Genomic DNA, 24,426 nt, shown 5'->3' with positions numbered 1-24,426 from the left:
TTGCGCCTTACAGGCTGGCGCGCAGCGACAGCGAGACGTAGCGCGGGTCGCCGTAGTAGTAGCTGATGCCGGTCGGCGCGAACTTCTTGTAATACGTCTTGTCGAACAGGTTGTCCACGTTCAGCTGCACCGAGTAGCGCTCGCTGAACCTGTAGCTCGCCATCGCGTTGAAGATCGAGTAGCCGCCCTGGCGCGCCGTCAGGCCGCCGGCGGTCACGTAGCTGCCATCCTGCGAGCGCACGCCGCCGCCCACCGTCAGGCCGGCCAGCACGCCATCGAGGCGGTAGCTGGAGAACAGGTTCAGCTTGTGGCGCGGATCGATGCTGCGCAGCGGCAGGCCGGTGTTGGCGCTGCTGGTGTCGGTGATGTATTTGGTGCGGGTGTTCGTGTAGCCCGCCTGCACCTGCCAGCCCGGCAGGATCTCGCCGGCCACTTCCAGTTCCCAGCCCTTGCTTTGCGTCTTGCCGCCGGCCACGCGGCAGAAACCGGTGGTGTAGTACGGCGTGCACGGGTTGATCGACGTCGGATCCTCGACCGCCTTGCCCTCGTTGGTGATGTGGAAGATGCCGGCCGATGCCGTCAGCCTGCCGCCGAAGAAATCGCCCTTCACGCCGGCTTCGTAGTCCTCGCCGCGGATCGGCTGCAGGATATTGCCGTTCACGTCCTTTGCATTTTGCGGCGTGAAGATTTCCGTATAGCTCAGGTAGGCGTTCAGGTTCTGGTTGAAGTCGTACACCAGGCCGGCGAACGGCGTGGCTTCGCGCTCGATCTTGTAGTTGCTGGCCGGGGTGCGCGGCACCTCGTATTCCCACCACGACAGGCGGCCGCCGACCAGCAGCGACAGCGGGTCGGTGACGGACAGGCGGGCCGTGCCGAACACGCCCTTCTGGCGCGTGTAGTTCGGATTGGCGCCGCCGGGCGTCGCCACGTCGCGTTCGGCATACGTGGTGTACGGGTCGAAGGTGCGGATGTCCACCACTTGCGGGTACAGGGTGCCCTGGCCCCAGCTGTCGATCGATTCGGTGCGCAGCGCTTCGCCGCCCACGATCAGCTCGTGCTTGCGGCCGAACAGCGTGAACGGGCCGTTGGCCACCAGGTTCAGCACCTTCTGGGTGCTTTCGGCGCCCGTGTACTGTGCCGAGGCCACGCTGAACAGGTAAGGATTGGTGCCGGGAACGCGCGTGAAATACGATTGCTTGAAGCCGCCGTTCTTCAGGGCCAGGTGCACCCAGGCAACGCTGGCCTTCGCCGTCCAGCCGTTGTCGAAGCGATGTTCGACTTCGGCGAACGCTTCGTCGTTGTAGCGGTTCCAGCGGTTCCAGTCCACGCCCAGGTAGGTATCGCGCGGCAGGTACAGCGGCGAACCGTCGAGGTTGCCCGGCATGCCGCCCCAGGCGCCGGTGGCATCCAGGTCGGTGTGCTGCAGGCTGGCGGTGATCGTCGTCTTCGGCGCCAGGTCGTATTCCACCACGCCGTACAGCACTTCGCGCTTTTCCTGCTTGGCTTTCTGGAAGAATTCCTTCTCGTCCGCCACCACCACGGCGCGGGCGCGCAGCGTGCCGGTGGCATTCAGCGCACCGGAGATGTCGCCCTCCACGCGATGGCGGTCCCAGCGGCCCACGGTGGCCGCGCCGGACAGCTGGAATTCCCGCGTCGGGCGCTTGCGCACCATGTTCACGGTAGCCGACGGGTTGCCCGAGCCGCGCAGCATGCCCGAGGCGCCGCGCAGCACTTCCACGCGGTCCAGCACCGCCGTATCCGGCTGCACGAAGGCCGAACCGCTCTGGCTGAACGTGATGCCGTCCACCTGCAGCGCATCGATCTGGTAGCCGCGCGAGTGGTACGACACGCGTTCGCTGTCGGTGTAGTCGACCGACACGCCCGGCGTGTTCTGCAGCACGTCATGCAGGTCGAGCAGGTTGCGGTCGTCCAGCAGCTGGCGGGTGATCACGGTGACCGGTTGCGGGATATCGCGGATCGATTCGAAACCCTTCATCACGCTGGCCTTGCGGGTAGCGAGGGAGCCGGTGTTTTCCGTGTTGTTGTCGGCGGTTCCGGTCACGGTGACGGTTTGCAGCGTGGTTTCCGCTTCCGGTGCTTCCGCTGCAGGTGCTTCCGCCGCATGCAGCGCCAGCGGATAAGCCACCGCCAGGCTCGCGCACAGCAGCGTCAGCCGGGTGCCGCGCCTGCGTGACGGCTGGCGGAACGGGTGCGGGGCGGGACTGGCTGCGCGATCGGAAAACATTGACAACTCCTGGAGATGGATGGAAATGAGAATACAAATGAGAATCAATCGCAATTATAAATTGCAACTCGACAGTTTGTCGATGCCCCTTTCCGGGGATGGCGCGGCGATCGCAAGCCTCTCTTTCCGCCGGGAAGCCTGCAATCCGCCTGCCGCGACCGCTGCGCCGCCCCCATCGCGGATCGGGTAACTTGCACGGCTTCCGCATCCATAGAAAGGTGGTCAGCATGAAGCAGGACACTTTACGGGTCGTCATCACGGGCGCATCGAGCGGTATCGGCGCCGCCACGGCAATCGCGTTCGCCAGGCAGGGCGCGCACCTGGTGCTCGGCGCCCGCGGCAGGGAGGGACTGGAAGATATCGCCGGCCGCTGCCGGCAGGCGGGCGGCCAGGCGCAGGTGCAGTTGGTCGATGTCACCGATGCCGCCGCGGTCGCGGCATTCGCGGCCGATGCGCGCGATACGCTGGGCGGCATCGACCTGTGGTTCAGCGATGTCGGCATCGGCGTCGTCGGCAGGTATCTCGACGTGCCGATGACCGATCACCGCCACGTGGTCGAAACGAACCTCGTCAGCCACATGAACGAGGCGCACGCCGTGCTGCCGGTCTTCGTGGCCCAGGGCCATGGCATCTGGGTGAACATGATCTCGCTGGGCGGCTACATGACGTCGCCCTACGCGGCAGCCTATGCCGCCAGCAAGTTCGGCCTGCGCGGGTTCAGCGCGGCGCTGCGCGGCGAAATGCACGACCACCCGCGCATCCACATCTGCGACGTGTATCCGACGTTCGTCGATACCCCGGCGATTTACCACGCCGGGAACTACACGGGTGCCCGGCTGACGTATCCGCCCGGCGCGCTGGCACCCGAAAAAGTGGCCGACGCCGTGGTGAAACTGGCACGGCATCCGCGTGCGACGACGGTGATCGGCATGCCGGAGACCGTGCTGAAACTGGGCCAGTTCGCCAACCCTCTTGCCGCCATGCTGATGAACCGCTTCATGAAGAAGTGGTCGAAGCGCGCCGAGCCCGTGCGGGACACCACCGGCACCATGTACACGCCACCCGTTGCCGCCAGCGGTATCCACGGCGGCCAGCGCCGCGCCGGCGGGCAGCGCAACACGGCACTGGCGGTGGGCGCGGCCGTGGTCGGCGTGGCGATCGCCGCGCGCCTGCTGAGCCGCCGGTAAGCGGACCATGGACCAGGTCGTGGATAAGGTGAGCGGCGGCTGCCTGTGCGGCGGCGTGCGCATCGTGGCGAACGGCACCCCGTACCGGGTGGGCATCTGCCACTGCCTGGACTGCCGCAAGCACCATGGCGCGCTGTTCCACGCGTCGGCCATCTTTCCGCAGGATGCGGTAACGATCGAAGGCGAGACGCGCGACTACGCCGGCAGGTTCTTCTGCCCGCGCTGCGGCGCCTCGGTGTTTTCGCGCAGCGCCGATGAAATCGAGGTAAACCTCGGCGCGCTGGATGCGCCCGGCCAGTTCGCTCCCACGTACGAACTGTGGACGATCCGCCGCGAGCCGTGGCTGCCGGCCTTCCCGCTGGCGAAACGCTACGAGCGCGATCGCGAGGCCGCCGGCCGCCGGGAAGACTGACCGGTGCCGCTATACTGGCGGGCACCCACAGCCGCCCGCCAGCATGACGAACCGCAGTTCCCTGAGCATCCTCGTCGTCGAGGATCACCCGGCGATCGCCCGCCAGATCGTCGACTTCCTCGATGGCCTTCGATGGCAGACCGACCATGCCGCCACCGGCGCGCTGGCCATCGATCTGGCCATGCGCGAACCCTACGACGTGATCCTGCTCGACCTGAACCTGCCCGACATCGACGGCATCGAAGTGTGCCGCGCGATCAAGGCGCAGGCGCCGCGCAACGTGCCGGTGCTGATGCTGACCGCCCGCGACGCGTTCGAGGACAAGGCACGCGGCTTCCATGGCGGTGCCGACGACTACCTGACCAAGCCGTTCGACCTGCGCGAGCTGGCACTGCGCTGCGAAGCGCTGGCCCGGCGCGGACAGCTGCATGCCGACCGGGAACTGCACGTGGGCCCGCTGACGCTGCTGCCAGCGGAGCGGCGCGCGCTTTGCAACGGCGCACCGGTCGCGCTGACGCAGGCCGGTTTCAGGATCCTGCTGATGCTGTGCACCGCCCACCCGCGCGCCGTCGCACGGTCGGCGCTGATGCACGAGCTGTGGGGCGCCAACCCGCCGGACAGCGACGCCCTCAAATCGCACATCTATGCGCTGCGGCGGCAACTGGAGCTGGCCGGCGCGCCGCACGCGATCGTGACCATCCCGCAGCTGGGCTACCGGCTGCAGGCCGGTGCGGCGGGCGATGTTTAAGTCGATCCGGCACGGCCTGTTCGCCGCACTGGCCGGCTTCGCGGTGCTGATCTGCGTTGGCTATACAGGGCTGGCGCTGGTCATCGCGTATGTGACGGAAGACATGCTGATCGACCGGCTGCTGCAACGCGAGGCCGCCGCCATCGCGGCGCATTTCCACGCGCACGGCGAAGTGAAGACGCCGGGCCTGGATCTCATCAGCGTCCATCGCCGTTTCGAGACGCTGCCGCCGGCCGTGCGCGCGCAGGCCGCCGGCAAGGCGCGCGCCGAAGTGTTCGCGGGCCCGGGCCGGCACTACCACGTGCGCGCGCTCGACCTGCACGCCGAAGGAAAAGCTGGCACCCGTGGCACGCAGCGCATCTACCTGCTGGCCGATGTCGGCCCGCTGCTGGTGGTGGCGTCGCTGATCGGGGAAGTCGGCGGCGTGCTGCTCGGCGTCGCCCTCGGGCTGGTGGCGCTGGCGCTGCTGCTGGCCTGGCTGCTGGCCCGGCGGCTCGTCTCGCCGCTGCTGGTGCTGGCGCAGGAAGTGCGCGCCGTGACGCCGGACGGCGCGGCCAGCTTCAGCGCCCGGCAGCGCCGGGACGAAATCGGCTACCTGGCGGAAAAGCTGGGCACCACGATCGCCGGACTGCATGCGGCCCTGGGCCGCGAGCACGCGTTTACGCGCGACGTCAGCCATGAATTGCGCACGCCGCTGACGGTGATGAACAACGTGCTGGGCCAGGCATCCGCGCGCCCTCTCGCAGGACAGGAGGTGGCGCAGCTGCAGGCCAGCCTCGCCGAGATCCGCCACACCGTCGACGTGCTGTTCGCCCTGGCGCGTGCGGAACACGTCGTCGAAGAGACGTTCGACCTGCGCGGCACCATCGAGGAAAGCCTGCTGCGGCTGATGGACGACGGCGCCTGGCAAGGCGCGGAGCCGCTGCTCGACCTGCCCGACCGGCTGGCAGTCACCGGCAACCGCCACCTGGCCAGGCTGCTCATCGATAACTGCCTGGGCAATGCCCGCTTCCACGGTGCGCCCGGCCTGCGGGTAGCGTGGCACGGCGGAGTGCTGGGCATGACCAATGCGGTCGACCCGGGCCGCGCGGCCGCGATGCAGGGTTTCCAGCATGGCCAGAACCTGCTGGCGCGGATCGCCGCGGCGATGGGGTGGCGGATCGGCTTCCACGCCGGCGCCGCAAGCTACCGTGTGGAGATCGTGCCTGCTGTATCTGCCGTGCCCGTCCTGCCGCCGCGCGTGCGCTGAAGCAGCGCGCTCAGAAACCGATCTTCAGGTTGGCCCTTGCGCCGGTGGCGTTGGTGGCCTTGCCAAACGTGCTGGCCGCGTCGCCGTGCCTGCCGTATTGCGCGTCGATCGACGCCTTCTCGCTCAGCTTGTACTGTGCCCCTGCGCCGAGGTAGCGGCCCCGGTCGGTCTCCTGCCTGCGCACTGGCGTGGCGCCGTCATAGCCGGCATCCAGCGCCATCTGATGGCCGGTCCGCGTCCTGACGCTGTGGGCAATGCCGACCTTGCCGAAGGCGCTCAGCCTGTCGGTCAGCGGCAGCGTGTACTTGACGGCCAGGTGGCTGCTGAAGTTATTGGTGTTCAGGCCGCCCGGCGCTTCGTCGGGCCCCGGTTCGATGGGGTGGAAGCCGCGGTCCAGCAGGTAGACATAACCCGCCTCGATGGCCAGGTTCGGGAACAGTTCATAGCCGCCGACCAGGCGCGGATCCCGCTTGAACAGCCCCGCGAATGCCTTGTCGTTGGGACTTGCCGCTTCGTTGCCGCCGTAGGCGCGCGGATAGGGCCGATAGGCCTTGTCGAACAGTGCCTGCGTGGCCGATTGCCCGGGTCCGGTGTACGTGGAGGATGGCTGTTCCACGATCTGGGCTTGCGCGGAAGCTGCCAGGAAGATCGCTGCTGCATAAGCCAACCGGTGCGGGGTCATCGTTCCTCCATCGGGCTATCGTGATGGGGCCAATGCTGTCACAAACTTATCCTGATAACAAGTTCGGTAACAGGTCATCACAGGCGCCATGCCGGCCGCGACAGGTGCTCCGCGAAAAAGGCACCCAGCACCTCGACCTTGGCCGGTCGCGCCCGCGCCGACGGCGTGACGAAGTACAGCCCGCCCACCGGCATCGACCAGCCAGGAAGGATCGGCACCAGCCGGCCGTCGCGCAGGTACTCGGCGGCGATGAAATCGGGCAGCTCGCAGATTGCCAGCCCGGCCAGCACGGCAGGCACCAGCGCATCGGCGTTCGTCACCCGCAGCGGCCCACGCGGCCGCACGCTGGCTTCTTCGCCGGCCGCGTCGAAGAACTGCCAGGTGTCGCTGCGGGCCCGGTAGGCGTAACCGAGGCATGCGTGGGCAGCCAGCCCGGACGGATGCGCCGGTATCCCGTGCCGTTCGAGATAGGCCGGCGCGGCGACGACCAGCCGCGCCACCGGTGCCAGCTTGCGCGCCACCAGCGACGAATCCGGCAGTACGGCGATGCGCAGCGCCGCATCGAAGCCGTTGCCGACGATGTCCACCGTGGCGTCGGAAAGATGCAGGTCGATCTGCACGTCGGGATAGCGGCGGAAGAACTCCGGCAGCAATGGCGCGACCCAGCGCAGCCCGAACGACATCGGTACCGCCAGCCGTACCAGCCCGCGCGGCTGCGCCGACTGCTCGCGCGCCGCGCCTTCCGCTTCCTCGGCCAGCCGCAGCACCGTGGCGGCGCGCTCGGCCAGCGATGCACCGGATTCCGTCAGCGCCAGCTGGCGCGACGTGCGGTTCAGGAGCCGCGCACCCAGCCGGTCCTCCAGCCGCGCCACGCCGCGCGACACGGTAGCCACCGAGACGCCCAGCGCACGGGCGGCACCGGCAAACGAACGTTCCTCGGCAACCTTGGCAAACAATGCCAGCCCTTCGAAATCGGGGATCTTCGACATCGACATTCCTGCAATGATGGTTTGCGATAGTTTCTATTTTAGTGTGAAGGCTTCGTCGCTACCATGCATCCATCGACAAACACTTCAAGGAGCAGGACATGAACACCACCACCACCACCAGCGCCAGCACCGCCGCCGCCAAACTGCAAGGCAAGATCGCACTCGTAACCGGAGGGACCACCGGCATCGGCCTGGCCACCGCACGGCGCTTTGCCGCCGAAGGCGCGCAAGTGATCGTTACCGGCCGCCGCCAGGCCGAACTCGATGCGGCCGTCGATGCGATCGGCCACGGCGCCATCGGCCTGCGCGCCGATTCTTCCCGGCTGGCCGACCTGGACGCGCTGGTCGAGCGCATCGGCGCCGCCTACGGCCGTCTGGACGTGCTGTTCGCCAATGCCGGCGGCGGCGGCATGCTGCCGCTGGGCGAGATCACCGAAGAGCAGTACCACGACACGTTCGACCGCAACGTCAAGGGCGTGCTATTCACCGTGCAGAAAGCACTGCCGCTGCTGTCGAAAGGGGCATCGGTGATCCTCACGGGTTCCACCGCCGCCAACATGGGTACCGCCGCATTCTCGGTGTACGCTGCGTCGAAAGCCGCCGTGCGCGCCCTGGCCCGCAACTGGATCCTCGATACGAAGGAGCGCGGCATCCGCATCAACACCGTCGTGCCGGGCCCGATCCGCACGCCGGGGCTGGTGGAACTGGCCGGCACCGATGCGCAGGCGCAGCAAGGCCTGCTGGATTACCTCACTACGCAGATCCCGCTGGGCCGCGTCGGCGAGCCGGATGAAGTGGCCAAGGCGGTTGTCTTCCTGGCGTCGGACGATGCCAGCTTCGTCAACGGCTCCGAACTGTACGTCGATGGCGGCCAGGGCCAGATCTGATCGGCCGCACCGCGGGCAGGCGGTTTACGACGCCGCCTTCAGCCAGTCCCGCCCCTTGTCGTCGAGCGCGGCCTCGATGACCTCGGGCGGCAGGCTGTAGACCGTGGCCCACGTGGCGCGGCCGTCGGCGGCGTTGGACGGAAAGCTCGTCGTGTCGATCGGCCAGTGGTATTTGCGCTTCAGCGCGCGCACGATCGCGGCGAGCGTGACGCGCCCGCGCAGCGGTTCGGCGCCGGCCTGGTCGGTGTTGGACAGCAGCACGGCCAGCACGGCGCCGCGGGCGGTGCGGGGGCCGGGAAAGATCGGAGTTTTGCGGGGCATGGCGATATTCTAGCGGCAAGCCGGCACGGAAGCGGGTCCGCGGCGGCGCGGTTGGGCGGTGCGGCTGGGCGGTGAGCTGTATACTCGCGCCCCATGGATATCAATCACATCATCGCCCAGCGCCTGCGCGAACTGCGCAACGCCCGCGGCATGACCCTCGCGGTGCTGGCCGAACACAGCGGCGTGAGCCGGTCGAACATCTCGCTGATCGAACGCGGCGAAAGCAGCGCCACCGCGACCGTGCTCGACAAGCTGGCCGCCGCCCTCGGCGTGCCGGTGGCTTCGCTGTTCGAAAGGCCGGTCGATGCCACTTCGCCCGTCGCGCGGGCCGATGAGCAGCCCGTGTGGACCGACCCGGGTTCGGGTTATGTACGCCGCACGCTGTCGCCCACGGTGCCTTCGCTGATCCAGATGGTCGAAATCACTTTTCCGGCGGGTGCGCGGGTCGCCTATGAAACCTCGTCCCAGGACATCGACCGGCAACTGTGGATGATCGAAGGACAGATGGAAATCACCGTCGGCGACACCTGCTGGAACCTGGCCGCCGGCGACTGCCTTCTCATGCGCCTCGACGAACCGAGCACCTATCACAATCCCGGCGCCGTCGCGGCGCGCTACCTGATCGCCCAGGTCATGCAGGCGCCCGTCGTTCCCCGCACCGTGGTGGAACGCCAGTGAGGCACTAGCCCGCCAGCGCGCGGATCGCCACGACCAGCGCATCGAGATCGTCCAGCGACGTGTAGAGGTGCGGCGTCACGCGCACGCATTCTTCGGCGCCGATGCCGCGCACCACGGTGAAGATGCGGTAGTCGTCCATCAGCCGTTGCGCCACTTCGCGCGCCGCGATGCCGGCGATGCCGAACGACGCCAGCGCGCCGTGGCGCCGCGGATCGCGCGGCGTGTACAGCCGGACGCCCGGTACGTCACGCACGCGTTCCATCCAGTAGCGGGCCAGGTAGCGCAGCCGCTCTTCCTTGTTGCGCGTGCCGATCGACCCGTGAAAGCGCAGCGCATCCTCGATCGCCAGGATCGGCGCCGGCGGCACCGCGCTGAAGTGCCCGAGCCTGCCGATGTCGCCGGGCGCATGCCCGACATCGCCGTACAGGGCTGCGATGTCGGCGATGCGGTCCCTGGCGATATACAGCAGCCCGGTGCCGAGCGGTGCGCCGACCCATTTGTGCAGGTTGAACGCGGCGAATTGCACACCCAGTTCCGGCACCTTGTAGTCGAGGTGGGCCAGCGAATGCGCCGCATCGGCGATCACGTCGACCCCGCGCCCGCGTGCCATCGCGGCGATCTTCGCCACCGGCATGACCTGGCCGGTGCGGTGGACCACGTGGGTGACGAGCACGAGGCGCGTGCGCGGCGTGATCGCCCGTTCGTACAACGCCACGATCTCCTCGTCGCTGTCCGGGTCGAGCGGGATGTCGACGGCGGCCAGTTCCAGTCCCTTGCGCTCCCTGACCATGCCGAACGTGTCGATGGGGCTGTCGTAGTCATGTTGCGCCAGCAGGACCGCATCGCCCGCCACGAACGGGTAGCCCTGGATCAGGATGTTCAGCGATTCCATCGCGTTGCGGGTGATCAGAAGCTCGTCCCTGCCCGCCCCGGTGAACGCGGCCAGCGCCGCCATTACCCGTTCCAGCCGTTCGGGAAAGCGCACGCGCAGGAAGTACGAATTCTCGCGGTCCACCTGTTCCTGGTAGCGGCGCAATGCCGCCTGTACCGGAATGGCCGGCGCACCGAAGTAGCCGTTTTCCAGGTTGATGAAATCGGGCGATGGGGTGTACTGCCGGCGGATGACATTCCAGCCGGGTTCGTCGTCGGGTGCGATGGAAGGTGGCGACTGGGACAAGGCAAGGCTCCTGTGCAAAAAAACATCGAACACAAAATCCAGTATACAAGATTATATCGTCCGGTATACTGGATTCATGGATTGATCGATAACGTCGTCACCGGGGAAAATAAAATGAAGAACAATGCCGCCGTGCGCCAGCAACCCGCCGCTGAACCGCCCAGTAACCATTCGGACCGGATCGCACCATGCGATCCGGCTGCGCAGCAGCAATCAGGCGAAGCCGCATCGCCCGGCGCGCCGGAGCGCACCGTCGTGCGCGAACTCCACAGGATGTTTGCATTGCTGGCCATTCGCTGAGCCGGAATCAGGCGCCCGGCCGCCATGCCGCAGCCGGCATGCCGCTTACCGGTCCGGGGAATCCTTGCGCAGCAGGCCGCGCAGCACGCCAAGCTCGATGGGTTTTGTCATGTGGTGGTCGAACCCGGCTTCCAGCGCCCGCTCGCGGTCCTTCTGCTGCCCCCACCCCGTGATCGCGATCAGCTGCATGGTGCTGCCGCCGGGCGTCTGGCGCAGGCGGCGCGCCAGTTCGTAGCCGTTCATGTCGGGAAGCCCGATGTCGAGCAGCGCCACGCCGGGCTGGAAGCGGGGCACGATGGCCAGGGCGTCGGCGGCCGTGTGGACAGTGCGGGTTTCGCAGCCGAACACTTCCAGCGCCATCGTCAGCATGTCGGCCGCATCGCGGTTGTCGTCCACGACTAGGATGCGCATGGAATCGGCGGTGGTGACCGTGGCGGGGGCGCCATCCTCCGCCGGCCCGGCAGCCGGGCAGTCCGCGGCCGCCGCCAGCGGCAGGCGCACGGTGAATTCGCTGCCGCGGCCCGGGCCGTCGCTTGCCGCTTCCACCGTGCCGCCATGCAGTCCGACAATGCCGCGCACCAGCGCCAGGCCGATGCCGAGCCCGCCCTTGGCACGCTCCAGCGCCGGTTCCAGCTGCGAGAACATGTCGAACACGGTGGGCAGCGCGGCGGCGGGAATGCCGATGCCGTTGTCGCGTATCCGGATCTCCGCCACGCCGGGCGTGCAGGCAAGTTGCAGTGCGATGGTGCCGCCGTCGGGCGTGTACTTCGCCGCGTTGGTGAGCAGGTTGATCACCACCTGGGCCAGGCGGGTCGCATCGCCATCCACGAACACCGGCGCCTCCGCGAGATTGACGTGCAAGGTATGCCGCGCCGCGGTCATCATTGCCGCGACGTCCTGGGTGGCGCTGCGCACCAGCGAAGTGAGCTCCACCGTCGCGCGGCTCAGCTGCATGCGCCCCTGCGTGATGCGCGAGACTTCCATCAGGTCGTCGACCAGCCGCGTGAGGTGGTGCAGCTGGCGGTCGAAGGCCTGGATCAGGCGCGGGTCGGTATTGTTCCCCAGCTTGAATTTCAGGATGTCCAGCGCGCTGCGCATCGGCGCCAGCGGATTGCGCAACTCGTGCGACAGCGTGGCCAGGAATTCATCCTTGCGCCGGTCGGCCGCCGACAGCTGGGCGTTCGCGGCCTGCAGCCGCGTTTCGGCTTCGCGGCGCGCTTCCAGCGCCGCCTCGGCCGCCTTGCGGGCCGCCAGCAGTTCGCGTTCGTAGGCATGGCGGTCGGCGGACTTGAACAGGGCCCAGTGATCGACACTGGCGTCGCCCTCGCGGCGGCGCACGATGTTGACCAGCATGGGCAGCCGTTCCTTGCGGCGATTGACGAGGCTGACCTGGATTTCCGCCACCGACCCCTGCACTTCCAGGATCGGCTGGCAATGCGTGTGATAGAACAGGCGGGCGCCGACCGGCAGCAGGTCGCGCATGCGCACCTTGCCGGCCAGTTCGGCCTCGTCGTAGCCGAGCCAGGCGCAGGCGGTGGCATTCGCCTTCAGGATCACGCCATCCTCGCCGGCCAGCACCAGGGCACAGGCGGCGTGGTCGAACAGGCGATCGTCTCCCGGAGGCGCGGGGTTCACGTGGATCAGCGCAGTGTCTGCGCGAGGAAGGTCTCGATGGCGCGCGAACTCTCGGCCGGTGCGCTCATGTGCGGGCAGTGGCCCACATTGTCGATCACGTGCAGCGTACTGTTCGGCAGGTGGCGCTGCAGGTAGCGGCCGACTTCCTGCGGCGCCACCAGGTCGTCGCTGCATTGCAGGATCAGCGACGGCACGGTGGACAGCGGCAGGTCGGCCCGGTGATCGGAGAGGAACGTCACGCGGGCGAAATGCCGGGCGATCTCGGGATCGTTGCGGCAAAAACTGTCGGTCAGCTCGGCCCGCAGTTCCGGCTGCCCCGGTGCGCCCATGATGGCCGGCGCCAGGCTGCTCGACCAGCCCAGGTAATTGGCATCCATCGTTTCCAGCAGCTCGTCGATGTCTTCGCGGCTGAAACCGCCGATGTAGTCGCCGTCGTTGATATAGCACGGCGAAGGCCCGACCATCACCTGGGCAACGAAGCGTTCCGGCGCCTTGATCGTGGCCAGCAGGCCGATCATCGTGCTGACCGAGTGGCCGACGAACACCACCGGCCCGGTGGCGAATTCTTCGAGGATTTCCAGCAGATCGTCCGCATAACCGTGCAAGCTGCCGTACTTGACGCGATCGTAGGCCGCCAGGTCGGAACGACCGCTGCCGACGAGATCGAACGAGATCGTGCGAAAGCGCTCGGCGAATGCGGGAGCGAGGAAGCGCCACATGGTCTGGTCGCAGCCGAAGCCGTGCGCGAACACCATGGTGGCCGACCCGTTACCCGCGACGTGGACGTTGTTTCGGGACTGTACGGACATGGGCATTTTGGTGAAAGGAAGGCAACGGGCGATTATAACTGAGCTGTCCGGTGCTCGATTTACGCTTGGATGGGAGCAGCATCCGTCTCCGCCGCCACCGGCATGCCTTCGATTTTCCACCGCAGCATGCCACCCGCCAGGTTGGCCACCTGGCCGAATCCCGCCTTGGCCAGCAGCACGCAAGCCTGCGCCGAGCGCACGCCGGAGCGGCACACGGCGACCACCGGCCGCTCCTTGTCCAGTTCTTCCAGGTGCCCGGTCAATTGCGACAGCGGCACCAGCCGCGCCCCAGGCAGGTGGCCCAGTTCGTCGATGAACTCCGGCGCCTCGCGCACGTCGACGATCTGCGCCTTGGGCCCATGTTCGAGCAGCGCCATCGGCTCGATTTCCCACACGCCGGAAAAGCGCAGCGTCAGTGGCGCCCAATCCGGTGCTTCGGGCGGCAGCGCGCCGCCTTCCGGCTGGCCGCAGCGCAGGTTGGCGGGTACGGCCACCGCGATCAGTTTCGGATGCGGCAGGTGCAGGTTGTTCATGTGGCCGGTGAAATCGCCCACGTCCACTTCGCCGCCCAGGCGCGGGTTGAAACGGCGTTCCTCGGCCACGCTGGTCACCGTGATGCCGCGATAGTCGTGCGCCGGGTACAGCAGGCAGCTGTCTGGCAGCGACAGGATCTGCTCGCGCACGGATGTGAACAACTGCTGCGGGCTGCCCTGCTGGAAGTCGGTGCGGCCGCAGCCGCGGATCAGCAGGCTGTCGCCGGTGAACGCCATGCTCGCGTCATCGAGCACGTAGGTCAGGCAGCCGTTGGTGTGGCCCGGCGTGGCCCGCACGTCCAGGTGGCGCGCGCCGAAGGCGATACGGTCGCTGTGCCGCAGCGGACGGTCGACCAGTTCCGCGCCCGCCTCGGCAGCCAGCGCGATGCGGCTGCCGCAACGCTGGTGCAGACGCCAGGCACCGGTCACGTGATCGGCATGCACGTGCGTATCGAGCGTGGCCAGCAGCTCCAGGCCAAGCTCGTGCAGCAGCGCCAGGTCGCGCGGCACCTGCTCGTAGACGGGATCGATCAGCAGCGCCTCGCCGCCGTCGGCAAGCAGGTACGTGTAGGTCGATGATGTGGGGTCGAACAGCTGGCGGAAGATCATGTCGGGCTCCTGGCAAGGGCCGGCTTCGTGGGCCGGCCCGGTTCAGCGCCATTCTACCGCTGCGGCTTCCGCCGGCCGCTACCTGGTTTCCGGCTGGTGCAGTGCAGGCGACAGCGCGTGTCCGCCCTTCGGCACTTCGCGCAGGCAGCGCAGGATGCCGTCGGCGAAGCGCGTCGCCATGCGGTCGACGGTGTATTCCAGGCTGGCCTCGTGGCAGTTGGCGCGAACGGCGGCGGCGTATGCCGGATCGCGGATCAGCGACAGCGCGCATTCCGCATACGCGCCGACATCTTCCTCGGTCACGAAGCCGGTCTTGCCGTGCTCCAGGTAGGCGATCTCGGGACCGTGCAATGCGGTGATGGTGGTGAGCATCGGCAGCGACAGCGCGAAGGCGTCGAGCACGTGCAGGCCCACCGAGCCGGGGTTGATGACGAAGGTCGCCAGGCGGAACAGCGCGGCCTTTTCGGCACCGCGCTTCGCGCCCACGCAGTGCATCCAGGGCCGCGACCTGGCGGCTTCCTGCATCACGGGCGCGCTCTGGCCGTCGCCGATGACGATGAAATGGAAATCCGGATATTGCGCGTGGATCAGGTCGGCCGCGGCGACCATGAACTCGGGCTTCTTGTCCGGATAGATGGAGCCGCAGAACAGCCCCACAGGCGCGCCGTCGGCGATGCCGAAACCGGCGCGCAGTTCCATCAGGCGCGCCGCCGGAACCGCCTCGGCCTCGCGCCGGAAGCCGGCCGTATCGATCGAGTTGTTCAGCAGCGTGACGCGATTGCTGTCGAAACCGCTTTCCTCGAGCACGCCGAGCGTGATCGACGTATAGGCAAACCACCAGTCGACCGACCGGATCGTGGCCTGCTTCCAGCGCTCGCGCAGCCCGCCGGGCGCGCGGCTCTGGAAATCGCGGCCATGTCCCCAGAACGCGGTGCGGGTACGCCCCAGCTTGCCCTGGAGGATCCACCAGTAATTCGCCAGCAGGCGATTTTCCTGCATGAAGATGACCATGTCCGGATGCTGCACGGCGCGCGGCAGCGGCTGCCAGCACAGGTCCTTCTTTTCCTTGATCGGGAAGTACCGGTTGCGCACCTTGTGGCCCCATTCGATCTCGGTCTCGTCCTTCTTCAGCACTTCCTTCCCGTAGGCCTGGCCATACACCAGTTCGAGCCGGACACCGGCGGCCGCGAGCTTGTCACGCAGCAGTTGTACCAACTCCGTTCTGTAGTGAAACATTCGGTACTGAAATAGAACGACGCGCGGGTTTTTTTTCGGTTGCATGGTGGGTAGGCACGGAAGAGATGGCGGGATCGCAACTGCAGGTCGAGCGTGATGTACTCGGGGCTTTCAGCAAGACAATGTTAGTTCTCGATGAGAATTTGCAAACTATAGCGCAAGCGTCCGTTGATGTCAGGAAGCATCCGTTCGACGCGCTTTGCAATATAGCTAGCAAAACAAAAGTTGTATCGCTCGGCCAACACAGTTTACGAGCTGCAACTGAATATCGGACATATTTTATGATAACAGTAACTATAAGTTGACAATATGCATTTCTCCTTTACAATTTGTTCTAAGAATTATAAATTTCTTAATTGAACTAAGACTTCGCGCCACCGCGCAGCGCTCGAAGTCCACCCAAATTGATGAGAGCAGGGATGGAAAAGAACATTTCGGTAATGGTCCTGGGACTGCGCGGTTTCCCTCATGTACAGGGCGGTGTCGAAACGCACGCCGAGCACCTGTACACGGAACTTGCGCGCATGAACTGCAAGGTCGAAGTCGTGGTGCGGGATGCCTACCAGCCCGACAGCAATCCCGATGTCTGGAAAGACATCCGCTTCAAGCGGCTTTGGGCGCCACGCAAGAAAAGCCTGGAAGCGATCGTGCACAGCGTGATCGGCGTGCTGTATGCAGCCGTCCGCCGTCCGGATGTGCTGCACATCCACGCAATCGGCCCTGCACTCGTCACGCCGCTGGCACGCCTGTTCGGGCTGAAGGTCGTGGTGACGCACCATGGTCCCGACTACGATCGCCAGAAATGGGGCCGCGCGGCCAAGGCCGCATTGCGCTTCGGCGAACGTTTCGGCATGACTTTCGCCAGCAAGCGCATCGTCATCTCCAACGTCATCCGCAATCTCGTGCAGGAAAAGTACTCGCGGGACAGTGTGCTGATTCCCAACGGCGTGACGCCACCCGACATTCCCGTGTCGACCGGCGCGCTGGCGCAATTCGAACTGACCCCAGGCAAGTACGTGCTGCTGGTCAGCCGGCTGGTACCGGAGAAGCGTCACCTGGACCTGATCAGCGCATTCGACCGCGCCGGCCTCGACGGCTGGAAGCTGGCCCTGGTGGGCGCGTCCGACCATCCGGACGACTACACCCGTTCCGTGCTGGCCGCCGCTGCCCGCACGCCGAATGTCGTCTGCACCGGTTTCCAGTCCGGCCTGGCGTTACGCGAGCTGTATGCGCACGCGGGCACGTTCGTGTTGCCGTCGTCGCACGAAGGCCTGCCGATCGCGCTGCTGGAAGCGCTGAGCTACGGCCTGCCTGTGGTCGCCAGCGATATTCCAGCAAACATGGAAGTCAGCAGCCCGGGTATCGAGTTCTATCCACTGGGCAATATCGATGCCTTGGCGCAGCAATTGCGCCAGCACGCCGAAGCAAAGCGCGATGCCAATCATGCCGAAGCCGTCAAGCAGCAAATCGGCGAGCGTTATCGCTGGAGTGCCATTGCAACCGAGACACGTGCCGTGTACCGGCAAGCGGTCAGCCCGGTCGCACAGCCGGAGACGGCGACGCTTGCTGCCCGCAATACTGTGCCGGACTAGGTAGTTGCGGGCGCCGGCGTAGCGATACGCCCAAAAGCAAAACGCCAGGCAATGCCTGGCGTTTTGCTTTTTGGTTGGTTGTCACCCGCAGACGACTCCCATCGCCATCAGGTGACGCGCCGTCATCTGCTCAATAAGTGCGCAGCGGATGTGGATAGAAGTACGGCTTGTAGCCGGCCTTGGCCTGCACGAAATAGTCGCGATTGAGGGCAATCGACTTTTCGCACTGACTCATCACGGGGTTGGGCACCGCTTCGGCAATCACTGCTTTACGGACCTGATCCTGCACTGGATAGGTGCCGCAAGTGGCCGCTTCCAAAAGAAGTAAGACAGGATAAGCAATATTGGGGCCGTAGGTATTGTTATAAACTACACCATCGCCGCCCCGGATTCCGACGGCTGTCAGATTACGGCCGCTGGTGATGTTTGCATAGAACTTGTTGTAATACACCTCATAGCTGCGGGTGCCCCGTGGCGAACTGGAAAACCCATGGGCATCGACTTGCGAAAAGTCCTTGGTTGCCTGGGTTGCCTGCGCATAGTTGTAACGGAATACATAACGGGCACCATTATTGGCAGCAATATGATGCCGATTGCCGGACATGTAGTTGTCCTCGACGAATACCGCGTTTTGCGAACCCAGCTCCAATGCAGGCCACGTGCCATCGCCGAAGACGACGATACCATAGCCCAAGCTGCCGTTCGTCGTATTGTAGTTGTCAATAAACTCACTATCGTGAATGACGCCCCGCTGGCGTACCGGGCCTCTTACTTCAATACCCGCAAACACGAACTTTGTGAATTTCATGTTGGAGACGACAAAATCAACGCAGCCGTACAACAGTCCAAGACCGCGGTCCTGGCTCCTGGGCAGGTTTGCGCCAACCAGGGTCATGTCGGAGAATTTGACGGGTTTGGACGTCGTGCACGTCGCAGCAATGAGGTAGGTATTGGCAGGCACCGCTGCAGTACGCCGGATTGTCGTCAGATTACGGCCGGCACCCTGCATCGAGATGCCAGTAGGTACCGTGAGCTGGTTGGCTCCCCAGTCGCAGTCGCCGGCAGGAACAACGACAGTCTGCCCAGCCTTTGCCACACTCACAGCGGCTTGCACTGCCGGAAACAAGCAGCTTGCGGCCTTGACTGTAGTAGTAGCAGTGGTGGTGGTAATGATAGTAGTAGTCTGGCCAAACGCTTGCGAATGGACGCCGCAGGCTGCCAGCGCCAGTACAAGGCCATAGTTAACAACGCCTGGTGCGAGGCATTGCTTCTTGATCGACACACGATTGAGATTCATAAATTTGCACCTTGCGTGTACGGTGCACGGCACCGCGTACAGTTAATTAATTGTGAGAAAAACAATCAATTGCATTTAGAGCAATTGATTATGTATTTATTACTCATCCCCGATCTGGGCAGTCTTTGGCGCTGCCATATCGATTCAAGACTTATCTGAACGATAAGCTGAATATCACTTGGCACTCTTTCGTCAAAACATACTACCTTTTTTTCGAGGCGCTTGGCAATCGTAATTAGCAGAAGGAGCGGATATGAATGGTAATAAAAGCAATGAAAAAAATATTATAATTTATTAATATAGCGATATTTCATGCTTCTTTTTTAATAGCTGAAAAGAAACGATCTTGTCATCAAAAATTAATAAACGGTTCAGCTTTCCAGCGTATTATTGGTTTCCGATCATCATGTCCTTTGCCCGATTTTAATTGTCCTGTAATAAAAGTTTGAAAGTGCCGCTTTAAATCATCCCGTGAGAATTTCTACAGTAGTAGATTAACTATGTATGGAATGATCTATAGGTCGTAAGCGAAAATGCTCGTGGCGATCGTATCCGGGCCGATACCGTATGGCGATTTGCCGACGGAAACAGGGGCCGCAGAGCTACATACGGCGGGCCTTCGAGCAGCTTGGGGGGGTGTCCTCGGAGGGATTCCCAAGTGTATTTTTCTGAAAATAAATCTTTTTTTAAGGTAATGTTGGTAAAATGTGCTGCTTCAAAAGCTTATGAAAACTTCTGGTTTCGGAATGATGGTGGTGGTGGGGAGGTAAGGAATGGTCCGCCAGTGTCCAAGTATTGCCACAAGTCCATATGTAATGGTTGACAATAACTAAGTTTCTCCATAGACTTGTCAAGAATTAATCAAAGTGAACTTGTCTTCCGTCAACGTTTCGCTCAGGCGAGGCTTGCAAGCATGCAAAGTCCGCAGGTCGCCAGCGTGCAGCGGAAAGACATGATTTCGTGTCGTTTGTGTTGTAAATCCCCATCGGGATAGCACGGCGGCGCGATGGGTGCACGCGGTTGTCGGACGCGCGGAAGAGTAGTTGCAGTAGAGGTAACGTCTTTTAACCGCCGCGCCGCGGCAGGAGTGTGCAGGCAGTTCCGTTCGTCAAGAACATCCTCTTCGCCCGAAGCCAAGGCGCAGGCCGCGGGAGGCCCTTTCACGCTCCATCTTCATGGACTAGTTCGATCACGACGCTAGTGTGTGTCGTTTTTACCTTTCAGAGAAACCAAATGAAGCTCCAGCAAGTCCTATATATCTTGCGCGCGCGCCTGCGTACGATCCTGATCTCGCTTTTCGTCATCGTCGCCGCCAGTGTTGCCATCAACCTGATGCTCCCGAAGACCTACGAGGCGTCGACGACCCTGATCGTCAACTACAAGGGCATGGATCCGGTATCGGGCATGGTCATGCCCACCGCGCTGATGGCCGGTTACATGGCCACGCAGGTCGAGATCATCCAGAGCAAGGCGGTTGCGCGAGGCGTCGTGGATGCAATGAAACTGACTGAGTCGCCATCGACCAGGGAAGCCTTCAACAGCGCCACGGAAGGGCAAGGCGATATTCGCGACTGGCTGGCCGACCTGCTGTTGCGGGGCCTGGCCGTCATTCCGGCGCGCGAGAGCGGCGTCATCACGATTACGTTCGCCGGTGCCGATCCGCAATTCGCCGCAGCGGTGGCCAACGCGTTCGCCGACGAATACCAGAAGGCGGCCGTGCGCCTGAAGGTCGAGCCGCTGAAGCAGGCGTCGATCTATTTCAGCGAGCAGTCCAGGTCGCTGCGCGACAAACTCGAACAGGCGCAGGCGCGGCTGTCCAAGTATCAGCAGGAAAAGGGTGTGGTCAGCGTGGATAACCGGCTCGACGTCGAATCCGCCCGCCTGAACGACCTGTCTTCCCAGCTGGTGATGGCACAGGCGCAAGTGGCCGATGCAAGCTCGCGCCAGAACACTGCCGAAGGTACCGTCAACCAGAGCCCGGACGTGCTCAACAACTCGCTGGTGCAGAGCCTCAAGGCCTCCCTGGCGGCGGCAGAAGGCAAGTTTTCCGAAATGGCCTCGCGCCTGGACGTCAATCACCCGCAATACCTGTCTGCCAAGGCGGAAGTGACCAAGCTGCGCAGTGAACTGGCTGCGCAGATGAGCGCGACCTCGGGTAGCCTGGGCGGCTCGTCGCGCATTGCGCAGTATCGTGCAGCCGAGCTGAAGGCCGCAGTCGCGGCACAGAAAGCCCGCATCCTGGAGCTGAACCGCGAGCGCGATGAGCTCTCGAGCCTGGTTCGCGACGTGGATGGCGCGCAGCGCACCTATGACGCTGCCATTTCCCGTTTCTCCCAGACCAGCATCGAAGGCGGTTCGAACCTCGCCGACGTTGCAGTGCTGAGCCCGGCGCAACCGCCGATGCGGCCTGCTTCGCCACGCAAGCTGGTGAATCTGGCGCTGTCGATCGTCTTCGGTACCGCCTTCGGTATCGGCCTGGCGATCGTGATGGAAATGATCAGCCGCCGCGCGCATTCCGTGCATGACGTGGTCGATCTGGAGATTCCAGTGCTGACCGAGATGAACTGGTCCAAGCGCATCGCGCCGCGTACCGGCCTGTTCAAGGCCCGCCAACTCCCCCATGCGCGTACTGCCTGAAAGGATAAATCATGAAAATCGAGAATGTTCCTGCATTGAATGGCGGCGAAAACGTGACGCGCAATGACTCCACGATGGGTCGCATGTTGCTCGACATGGGCAAGATCACGCCGGCCGACGCCGGCCGCGTGCTCGCGCTCCAGGCTGAAAAGGGCCTGCGCTTCGGCGAAGCTGCCCAGCAGCTGGGCCTGGTAACCGAAGCGGAAGTGCAAATGGTGCTGGCCAGCCAGTTCAACTATCAGTACGTGCAATCGGAGCAGTCCGAACTCGATCCCGGCCTGGTGGCCGCATTCGATCCGTTCGGTGCCGAGGCGGAATCGCTGCGTGCACTGCGCAGCCAGTTGACCGGCTGGCTTTCCGGCAAAACGAAGTCGCTGGCAGTGGTAGCCGTCGACGACAAGGCTTCGTCGCACCTGGTGACGGCCAACCTGGCCATCGTGTTTGCCCAGCAGGGCCAGCGCACGCTGCTGGTCGACGCCAACCTGCGCACGCCGCGCCAGCATGAAGTGTTCGGAGTGCAGGGCAAGAGCGGCCTGTCGACCGCACTGGCCGGGCGCACGCAAAGCGCAACGCTGCTCGGCGTCAAGCCGTTCGACAAGCTGTCGCTGCTGTGCGCCGGCGCGCAGCCGCCCAATCCGCAGGAACTGCTGGGCATGCCGAGTTTCGCCGCCCTGAGCGAAGGTTTTTCGCGCGATTTCGACGTCGTGCTGTATGACGCGCCGTCCCTGACGTCGGCCGCCGATGCCTATGCCGTTGCTGCCCGCGCCGGCGGCGTACTGCTGGTCATCCGCCGCAGCGTCGCGCGCCAGGCCGACATTCGCGAAATCCGCTCGCAACTGCTGCGCCGTGGTGTCGAAATCGTCGGTTCCGTACTGGTAGATTTCTGATGTGTGCAGTCCTGCCTGGCGGCAGTTCGCTCGTTCAGGGCCGCCAGGCAGGCTGGCTCGCCCGCCCGCTCGCCGTATCCCCCATTGCCCTGCCGCGGGAGCTGTAAGTGTCGAAGCTGCGGTTCCCCCGGGCGGTGTATTCCGTCACCAGCCAGGGCCTGGTGTCTGCCTGTAATTTCCTGCTGTGCCTGGCCTTGCTTTACTTTGCGGACGCCAGGCACTACGTGGCGTTCCTGCTGTTCCTGAATATCGTTCAGTTGCTGACCGGGCTGCAGAACGCGCTGTTCATCTCTCCGGTCGGCGTGCTGGTGCCGCGCATGGAGCCCATCGACGTAGCCCGCGCGGAGAAGCTCGCCTATCGCCTGGCCATGCTCGTGGCGCTGGCCGGGCTGCCCTTCATTGCCGTGTTCCTGACGGAGCCGCCGCATTACGATGCCACGGCCCTGGGCGTCGTTGGCGCAACGTTTGTCGGCACCATCCTGCTGCTGCAGCGTGAAATCGCCCGCAATGCGTGCCTGGTGCGTTCCGACTTGACCGTGCTGGTGAAGTACGACGCGATCTACTTCGCGATGGCCATGGTGTTGACCGTCGCCGCGGTGTGGCTGCACCAGTTGTCATTCGTGCTGGCCGTGGTGGCATTTGCGTTGCCCGCCTTCCTGTCCCGGCTGTCGCGTCCGCAATGGCCGGCAGCCCGGCAGGTGGTCCCGGAGAAAGCCGTCAAGGCGTTCGATCCGACCTTCCGCGATGAAGTCCGGCAAGTGGTGAAGTGGTCCGTGCCTGGCGTCGTTGTCACCTGGCTGTTCAGCAATGGCTACTGGTTCATCCTGGAACGTACGCAGGACACGGCGACCGTGGCGAACATGGGCGCGGCGCGCTTGCTGTTCGCACCGGTCGGCCTGCTGATCCAGGGCTGGCTCATGCAGTTACGGCCGCTATCCGTATCGATGGCGCACGACGGTCGTATCGCCGACCTGCGGTCCAGGGTCATGCGGCACAGCGCCTTGGGCGCGATCGGCGTCGGGCTGGTGACAGCCGTGGGTTACGTGCTGCTCGAGTTTTTCCCGCAATACCTGCCGAAGTCGATGCGGGTACCGGGCGTCGTCGACTATGTCTTCGTGTGGGGCGTGTATTTCGCAGTGTTCTGGTTCCGCAGCGGCATCTCGACTCTGTTGCAGGCAAAGGCCGCCGGCTTCCGGACCGTCTTTTTCGCCAACGTGGCGGTCTGCGCCGTGTTCTACGTCCTGTTTGCTGCCAGCCTCGGCAACGTTGCTCCGCCCTTGTCTCTCGCGACCCTCATCGTTGCGGAGTTATTGATGATCTACCTGTTGAACAGGCGTCTGAATGACTGACACTACTACTGCCTTCATCGATGTACTGATGTGTACCTATCGGCGGCCGGAACTGCTGGTCAAGGCACTCGACGGCATCGAGCGTGCTGCTGCCAAGGTGGGCAAGGTGCGTGTCGTTGTCGTGGATAACGACGCGCAGCAAAGTGCCAGGGAGCCGGCCCGGCTGTGGGCGTCCAGCGGATCGCTGGCGGTAACCTACCTGACGCAACCGCTGCAAAATATCTCACTGACGCGCAATGTGGCATTGGACAACGCAACAGCACAGTGGATCGCACTGATCGATGACGACGAGGTACCTGACGAGAATTGGCTGTCGTCATTGCTGGAAACGGCAGCGCGTTATGAGGCCGATGTCGTCTTTGCACCGGTCATTGCCGAATTCGACAACGGCGCGCCGGAGTGGGCAAGGCAGGGCACGCTTTTCCAGCGCAAGCGGTTCCCGACCGGAACAGTCATTCCGTTGAAAGAGAACAGGACCAGCAACGTCCTGATGCGTGGCGAGCGCCTGAGCCGCGACGCCTTCCGGTTCGATCCCGAACTCGGCCTATCAGGTGGTGAAGATTCGGAATTTTTCGCTCGCCTGGACGAGGCCGGGTACCGGATGGTCTGGTGTGATGAAGCCTGCGTAAGGGAGTGGACGCCCCTGTCTCGCACGACAAAGACCTGGGTCTTGAAACGGGCGTTTCGAATTGGTTCGGTCGAGGCCTATAACCAGCGCCGGTTTCAGCGGTTTGGCAGGGCAAGCCTGGAAATGATCAAAGCCGCCATTTTCATGATCAGAGGTACGGTCCTGGCGCTGTGCTGGGCACCCGTTTCGCCACCCCGTGCCGTTTTCGCGATGTGGCAGGTCGCGTTCGGCGCAGGTGTGTTCTACGGCATCTTTGCCGGGCCTTATCTGGCATATCGAACTGTCACCAGCGATGTCAGTCGTCGCTGAGGCTGTAATGTATTTTTTGTTGAACAGGTA

General features: G+C 64.2%; 22 protein-coding genes. 12 read left to right on the top strand and 10 right to left on the bottom strand.

The annotated features are described in order from the left end of the window. Positions 1–7: 7 nt before the first annotated feature. A complete protein-coding gene (locus FHS02_RS15745; protein ID WP_137315412.1) occupies positions 8–2,245 on the bottom strand; it encodes a TonB-dependent siderophore receptor in 2,238 nt (745 codons plus the stop codon). Positions 2,246–2,472: 227 nt separating this feature from the next. Here FHS02_RS15745 and FHS02_RS15740 point away from each other — a divergent pair, with 227 nt between their 5' ends. From FHS02_RS15740 to FHS02_RS15725, 4 genes are read left to right on the top strand one after another with little or no spacing between them, the layout of a single operon-like run. After that, positions 2,473–3,432, top strand: a complete 960-nt coding sequence (locus FHS02_RS15740; protein ID WP_137315411.1) for an SDR family oxidoreductase — start codon at positions 2,473–2,475, stop codon at positions 3,430–3,432. 19 nt (positions 3,433–3,451) lie between these two features. Then, on the top strand, positions 3,452–3,844 hold the full coding sequence (locus FHS02_RS15735; protein ID WP_137315410.1) for a GFA family protein: 393 nt from the start codon (positions 3,452–3,454) through the stop codon (positions 3,842–3,844). A 43-nt stretch (positions 3,845–3,887) separates the two neighbouring features. Beyond that, positions 3,888–4,592 carry a response regulator transcription factor gene (locus FHS02_RS15730; RefSeq protein WP_137315409.1) on the top strand — a complete coding sequence of 235 codons (705 nt, stop codon included), beginning with the start codon at positions 3,888–3,890 and terminating at the stop codon, positions 4,590–4,592. Then, positions 4,585–5,841: a sensor histidine kinase gene (locus FHS02_RS15725; protein WP_137315408.1), complete on the top strand. Its 1,257-nt coding sequence runs from the start codon at positions 4,585–4,587 to the stop codon at positions 5,839–5,841. Before FHS02_RS15730 ends, FHS02_RS15725 begins: the two co-directional genes overlap by 8 nt. A 10-nt stretch (positions 5,842–5,851) precedes the next feature. Here the strand turns inward: FHS02_RS15725 and FHS02_RS15720 are convergent, their stop codons facing one another. Further along, positions 5,852–6,523 (bottom strand): outer membrane beta-barrel protein, encoded by a 672-nt coding sequence (locus FHS02_RS15720; protein WP_137315407.1) that lies wholly within the window; start codon positions 6,521–6,523, stop codon positions 5,852–5,854. A 77-nt stretch (positions 6,524–6,600) separates the two neighbouring features. Next, entirely contained in the window at positions 6,601–7,512 is a 912-nt protein-coding gene (locus FHS02_RS15715) for a LysR family transcriptional regulator (protein WP_137315406.1), read from the bottom strand. A 98-nt stretch (positions 7,513–7,610) separates the two neighbouring features. Here FHS02_RS15715 and FHS02_RS15710 point away from each other — a divergent pair, with 98 nt between their 5' ends. Continuing rightward, positions 7,611–8,399 carry an SDR family oxidoreductase gene (locus FHS02_RS15710; RefSeq protein WP_137315405.1) on the top strand — a complete coding sequence of 263 codons (789 nt, stop codon included), beginning with the start codon at positions 7,611–7,613 and terminating at the stop codon, positions 8,397–8,399. A 24-nt stretch (positions 8,400–8,423) separates the two neighbouring features. Here FHS02_RS15710 and FHS02_RS15705 read toward each other — a convergent pair whose 3' ends face one another. Beyond that, entirely contained in the window at positions 8,424–8,720 is a 297-nt protein-coding gene (locus tag FHS02_RS15705) for a hypothetical protein (RefSeq protein WP_137315404.1), read from the bottom strand. Positions 8,721–8,813: 93 nt separating this feature from the next. Here FHS02_RS15705 and FHS02_RS15700 point away from each other — a divergent pair, with 93 nt between their 5' ends. After that, positions 8,814–9,398 (top strand): helix-turn-helix domain-containing protein, encoded by a 585-nt coding sequence (locus tag FHS02_RS15700; protein ID WP_137315403.1) that lies wholly within the window; start codon positions 8,814–8,816, stop codon positions 9,396–9,398. Positions 9,399–9,402: 4 nt separating this feature from the next. On the opposite strand, the gene FHS02_RS15695 is transcribed toward FHS02_RS15700, so the two are convergent. After that, positions 9,403–10,575, bottom strand: coding sequence for an aminotransferase class V-fold PLP-dependent enzyme (locus tag FHS02_RS15695; protein WP_175424875.1), 1,173 nt, complete (start codon positions 10,573–10,575; stop codon positions 9,403–9,405). Between the two features lie 81 nt (positions 10,576–10,656). On the opposite strand from FHS02_RS15695, the gene FHS02_RS15690 reads away from it, so the two are divergent. Further along, the gene (locus FHS02_RS15690; RefSeq protein ID WP_137315401.1) at positions 10,657–10,875 is read left to right on the top strand and encodes a hypothetical protein; all 219 of its coding nucleotides are present in this window, start codon (positions 10,657–10,659) and stop codon (positions 10,873–10,875) included. A gap of 45 nt (positions 10,876–10,920) precedes the next feature. Here FHS02_RS15690 and FHS02_RS15685 read toward each other — a convergent pair whose 3' ends face one another. The 4 genes from FHS02_RS15685 to FHS02_RS15670 form a co-directional block, all read right to left on the bottom strand. Further along, complete coding sequence (locus tag FHS02_RS15685; RefSeq protein ID WP_137315400.1) at positions 10,921–12,510, bottom strand: hybrid sensor histidine kinase/response regulator; 1,590 nt, start codon at positions 12,508–12,510, stop codon at positions 10,921–10,923. 5 nt (positions 12,511–12,515) lie between these two features. Beyond that, positions 12,516–13,319: an alpha/beta fold hydrolase gene (locus FHS02_RS15680; protein ID WP_137315399.1), complete on the bottom strand. Its 804-nt coding sequence runs from the start codon at positions 13,317–13,319 to the stop codon at positions 12,516–12,518. A gap of 59 nt (positions 13,320–13,378) precedes the next feature. Next, on the bottom strand, positions 13,379–14,461 hold the full coding sequence (locus FHS02_RS15675; protein ID WP_137315398.1) for a rhodanese-like domain-containing protein: 1,083 nt from the start codon (positions 14,459–14,461) through the stop codon (positions 13,379–13,381). 78 nt (positions 14,462–14,539) lie between these two features. After that, positions 14,540–15,676 carry a glycosyltransferase family 4 protein gene (locus FHS02_RS15670; protein ID WP_221403865.1) on the bottom strand — a complete coding sequence of 379 codons (1,137 nt, stop codon included), beginning with the start codon at positions 15,674–15,676 and terminating at the stop codon, positions 14,540–14,542. 440 nt (positions 15,677–16,116) lie between these two features. Between FHS02_RS15670 and FHS02_RS15665 the strand changes: the two genes are divergently transcribed. Further along, a complete protein-coding gene (locus FHS02_RS15665; RefSeq protein WP_217496845.1) occupies positions 16,117–17,289 on the top strand; it encodes a glycosyltransferase family 4 protein in 1,173 nt (390 codons plus the stop codon). A 130-nt stretch (positions 17,290–17,419) separates the two neighbouring features. On the opposite strand, the gene FHS02_RS15660 is transcribed toward FHS02_RS15665, so the two are convergent. Beyond that, positions 17,420–18,586, bottom strand: a complete 1,167-nt coding sequence (locus FHS02_RS15660) for a hypothetical protein (protein WP_137315395.1) — start codon at positions 18,584–18,586, stop codon at positions 17,420–17,422. A gap of 1,200 nt (positions 18,587–19,786) precedes the next feature. Here FHS02_RS15660 and epsF point away from each other — a divergent pair. From epsF to FHS02_RS15640, 4 genes are all read left to right on the top strand, one after another. Then, entirely contained in the window at positions 19,787–21,223 is a 1,437-nt protein-coding gene (gene epsF / locus FHS02_RS15655; RefSeq protein WP_371870571.1) for a chain length determinant protein EpsF, read from the top strand. Positions 21,224–21,234: 11 nt separating this feature from the next. Then, positions 21,235–22,110, top strand: coding sequence for a polysaccharide biosynthesis tyrosine autokinase (locus FHS02_RS15650; protein ID WP_137315393.1), 876 nt, complete (start codon positions 21,235–21,237; stop codon positions 22,108–22,110). Between the two features lie 107 nt (positions 22,111–22,217). Then, positions 22,218–23,459 carry a hypothetical protein gene (locus FHS02_RS15645; protein ID WP_137315392.1) on the top strand — a complete coding sequence of 414 codons (1,242 nt, stop codon included), beginning with the start codon at positions 22,218–22,220 and terminating at the stop codon, positions 23,457–23,459. Beyond that, the gene (locus tag FHS02_RS15640; RefSeq protein WP_137315391.1) at positions 23,452–24,396 is read left to right on the top strand and encodes a glycosyltransferase family 2 protein; all 945 of its coding nucleotides are present in this window, start codon (positions 23,452–23,454) and stop codon (positions 24,394–24,396) included. Before FHS02_RS15645 ends, FHS02_RS15640 begins: the two co-directional genes overlap by 8 nt. Positions 24,397–24,426: the final 30 nt, after the last annotated feature.

Origin of the sequence: Pseudoduganella umbonata (assembly GCF_014192225.1) — a bacterium.
GTDB lineage: Bacteria > Pseudomonadota > Gammaproteobacteria > Burkholderiales > Burkholderiaceae_D > Rugamonas > Rugamonas umbonata.
Note: the sequence above shows the minus strand (reverse complement) of the source record. Positions and strands in the feature narration are given on the sequence as shown.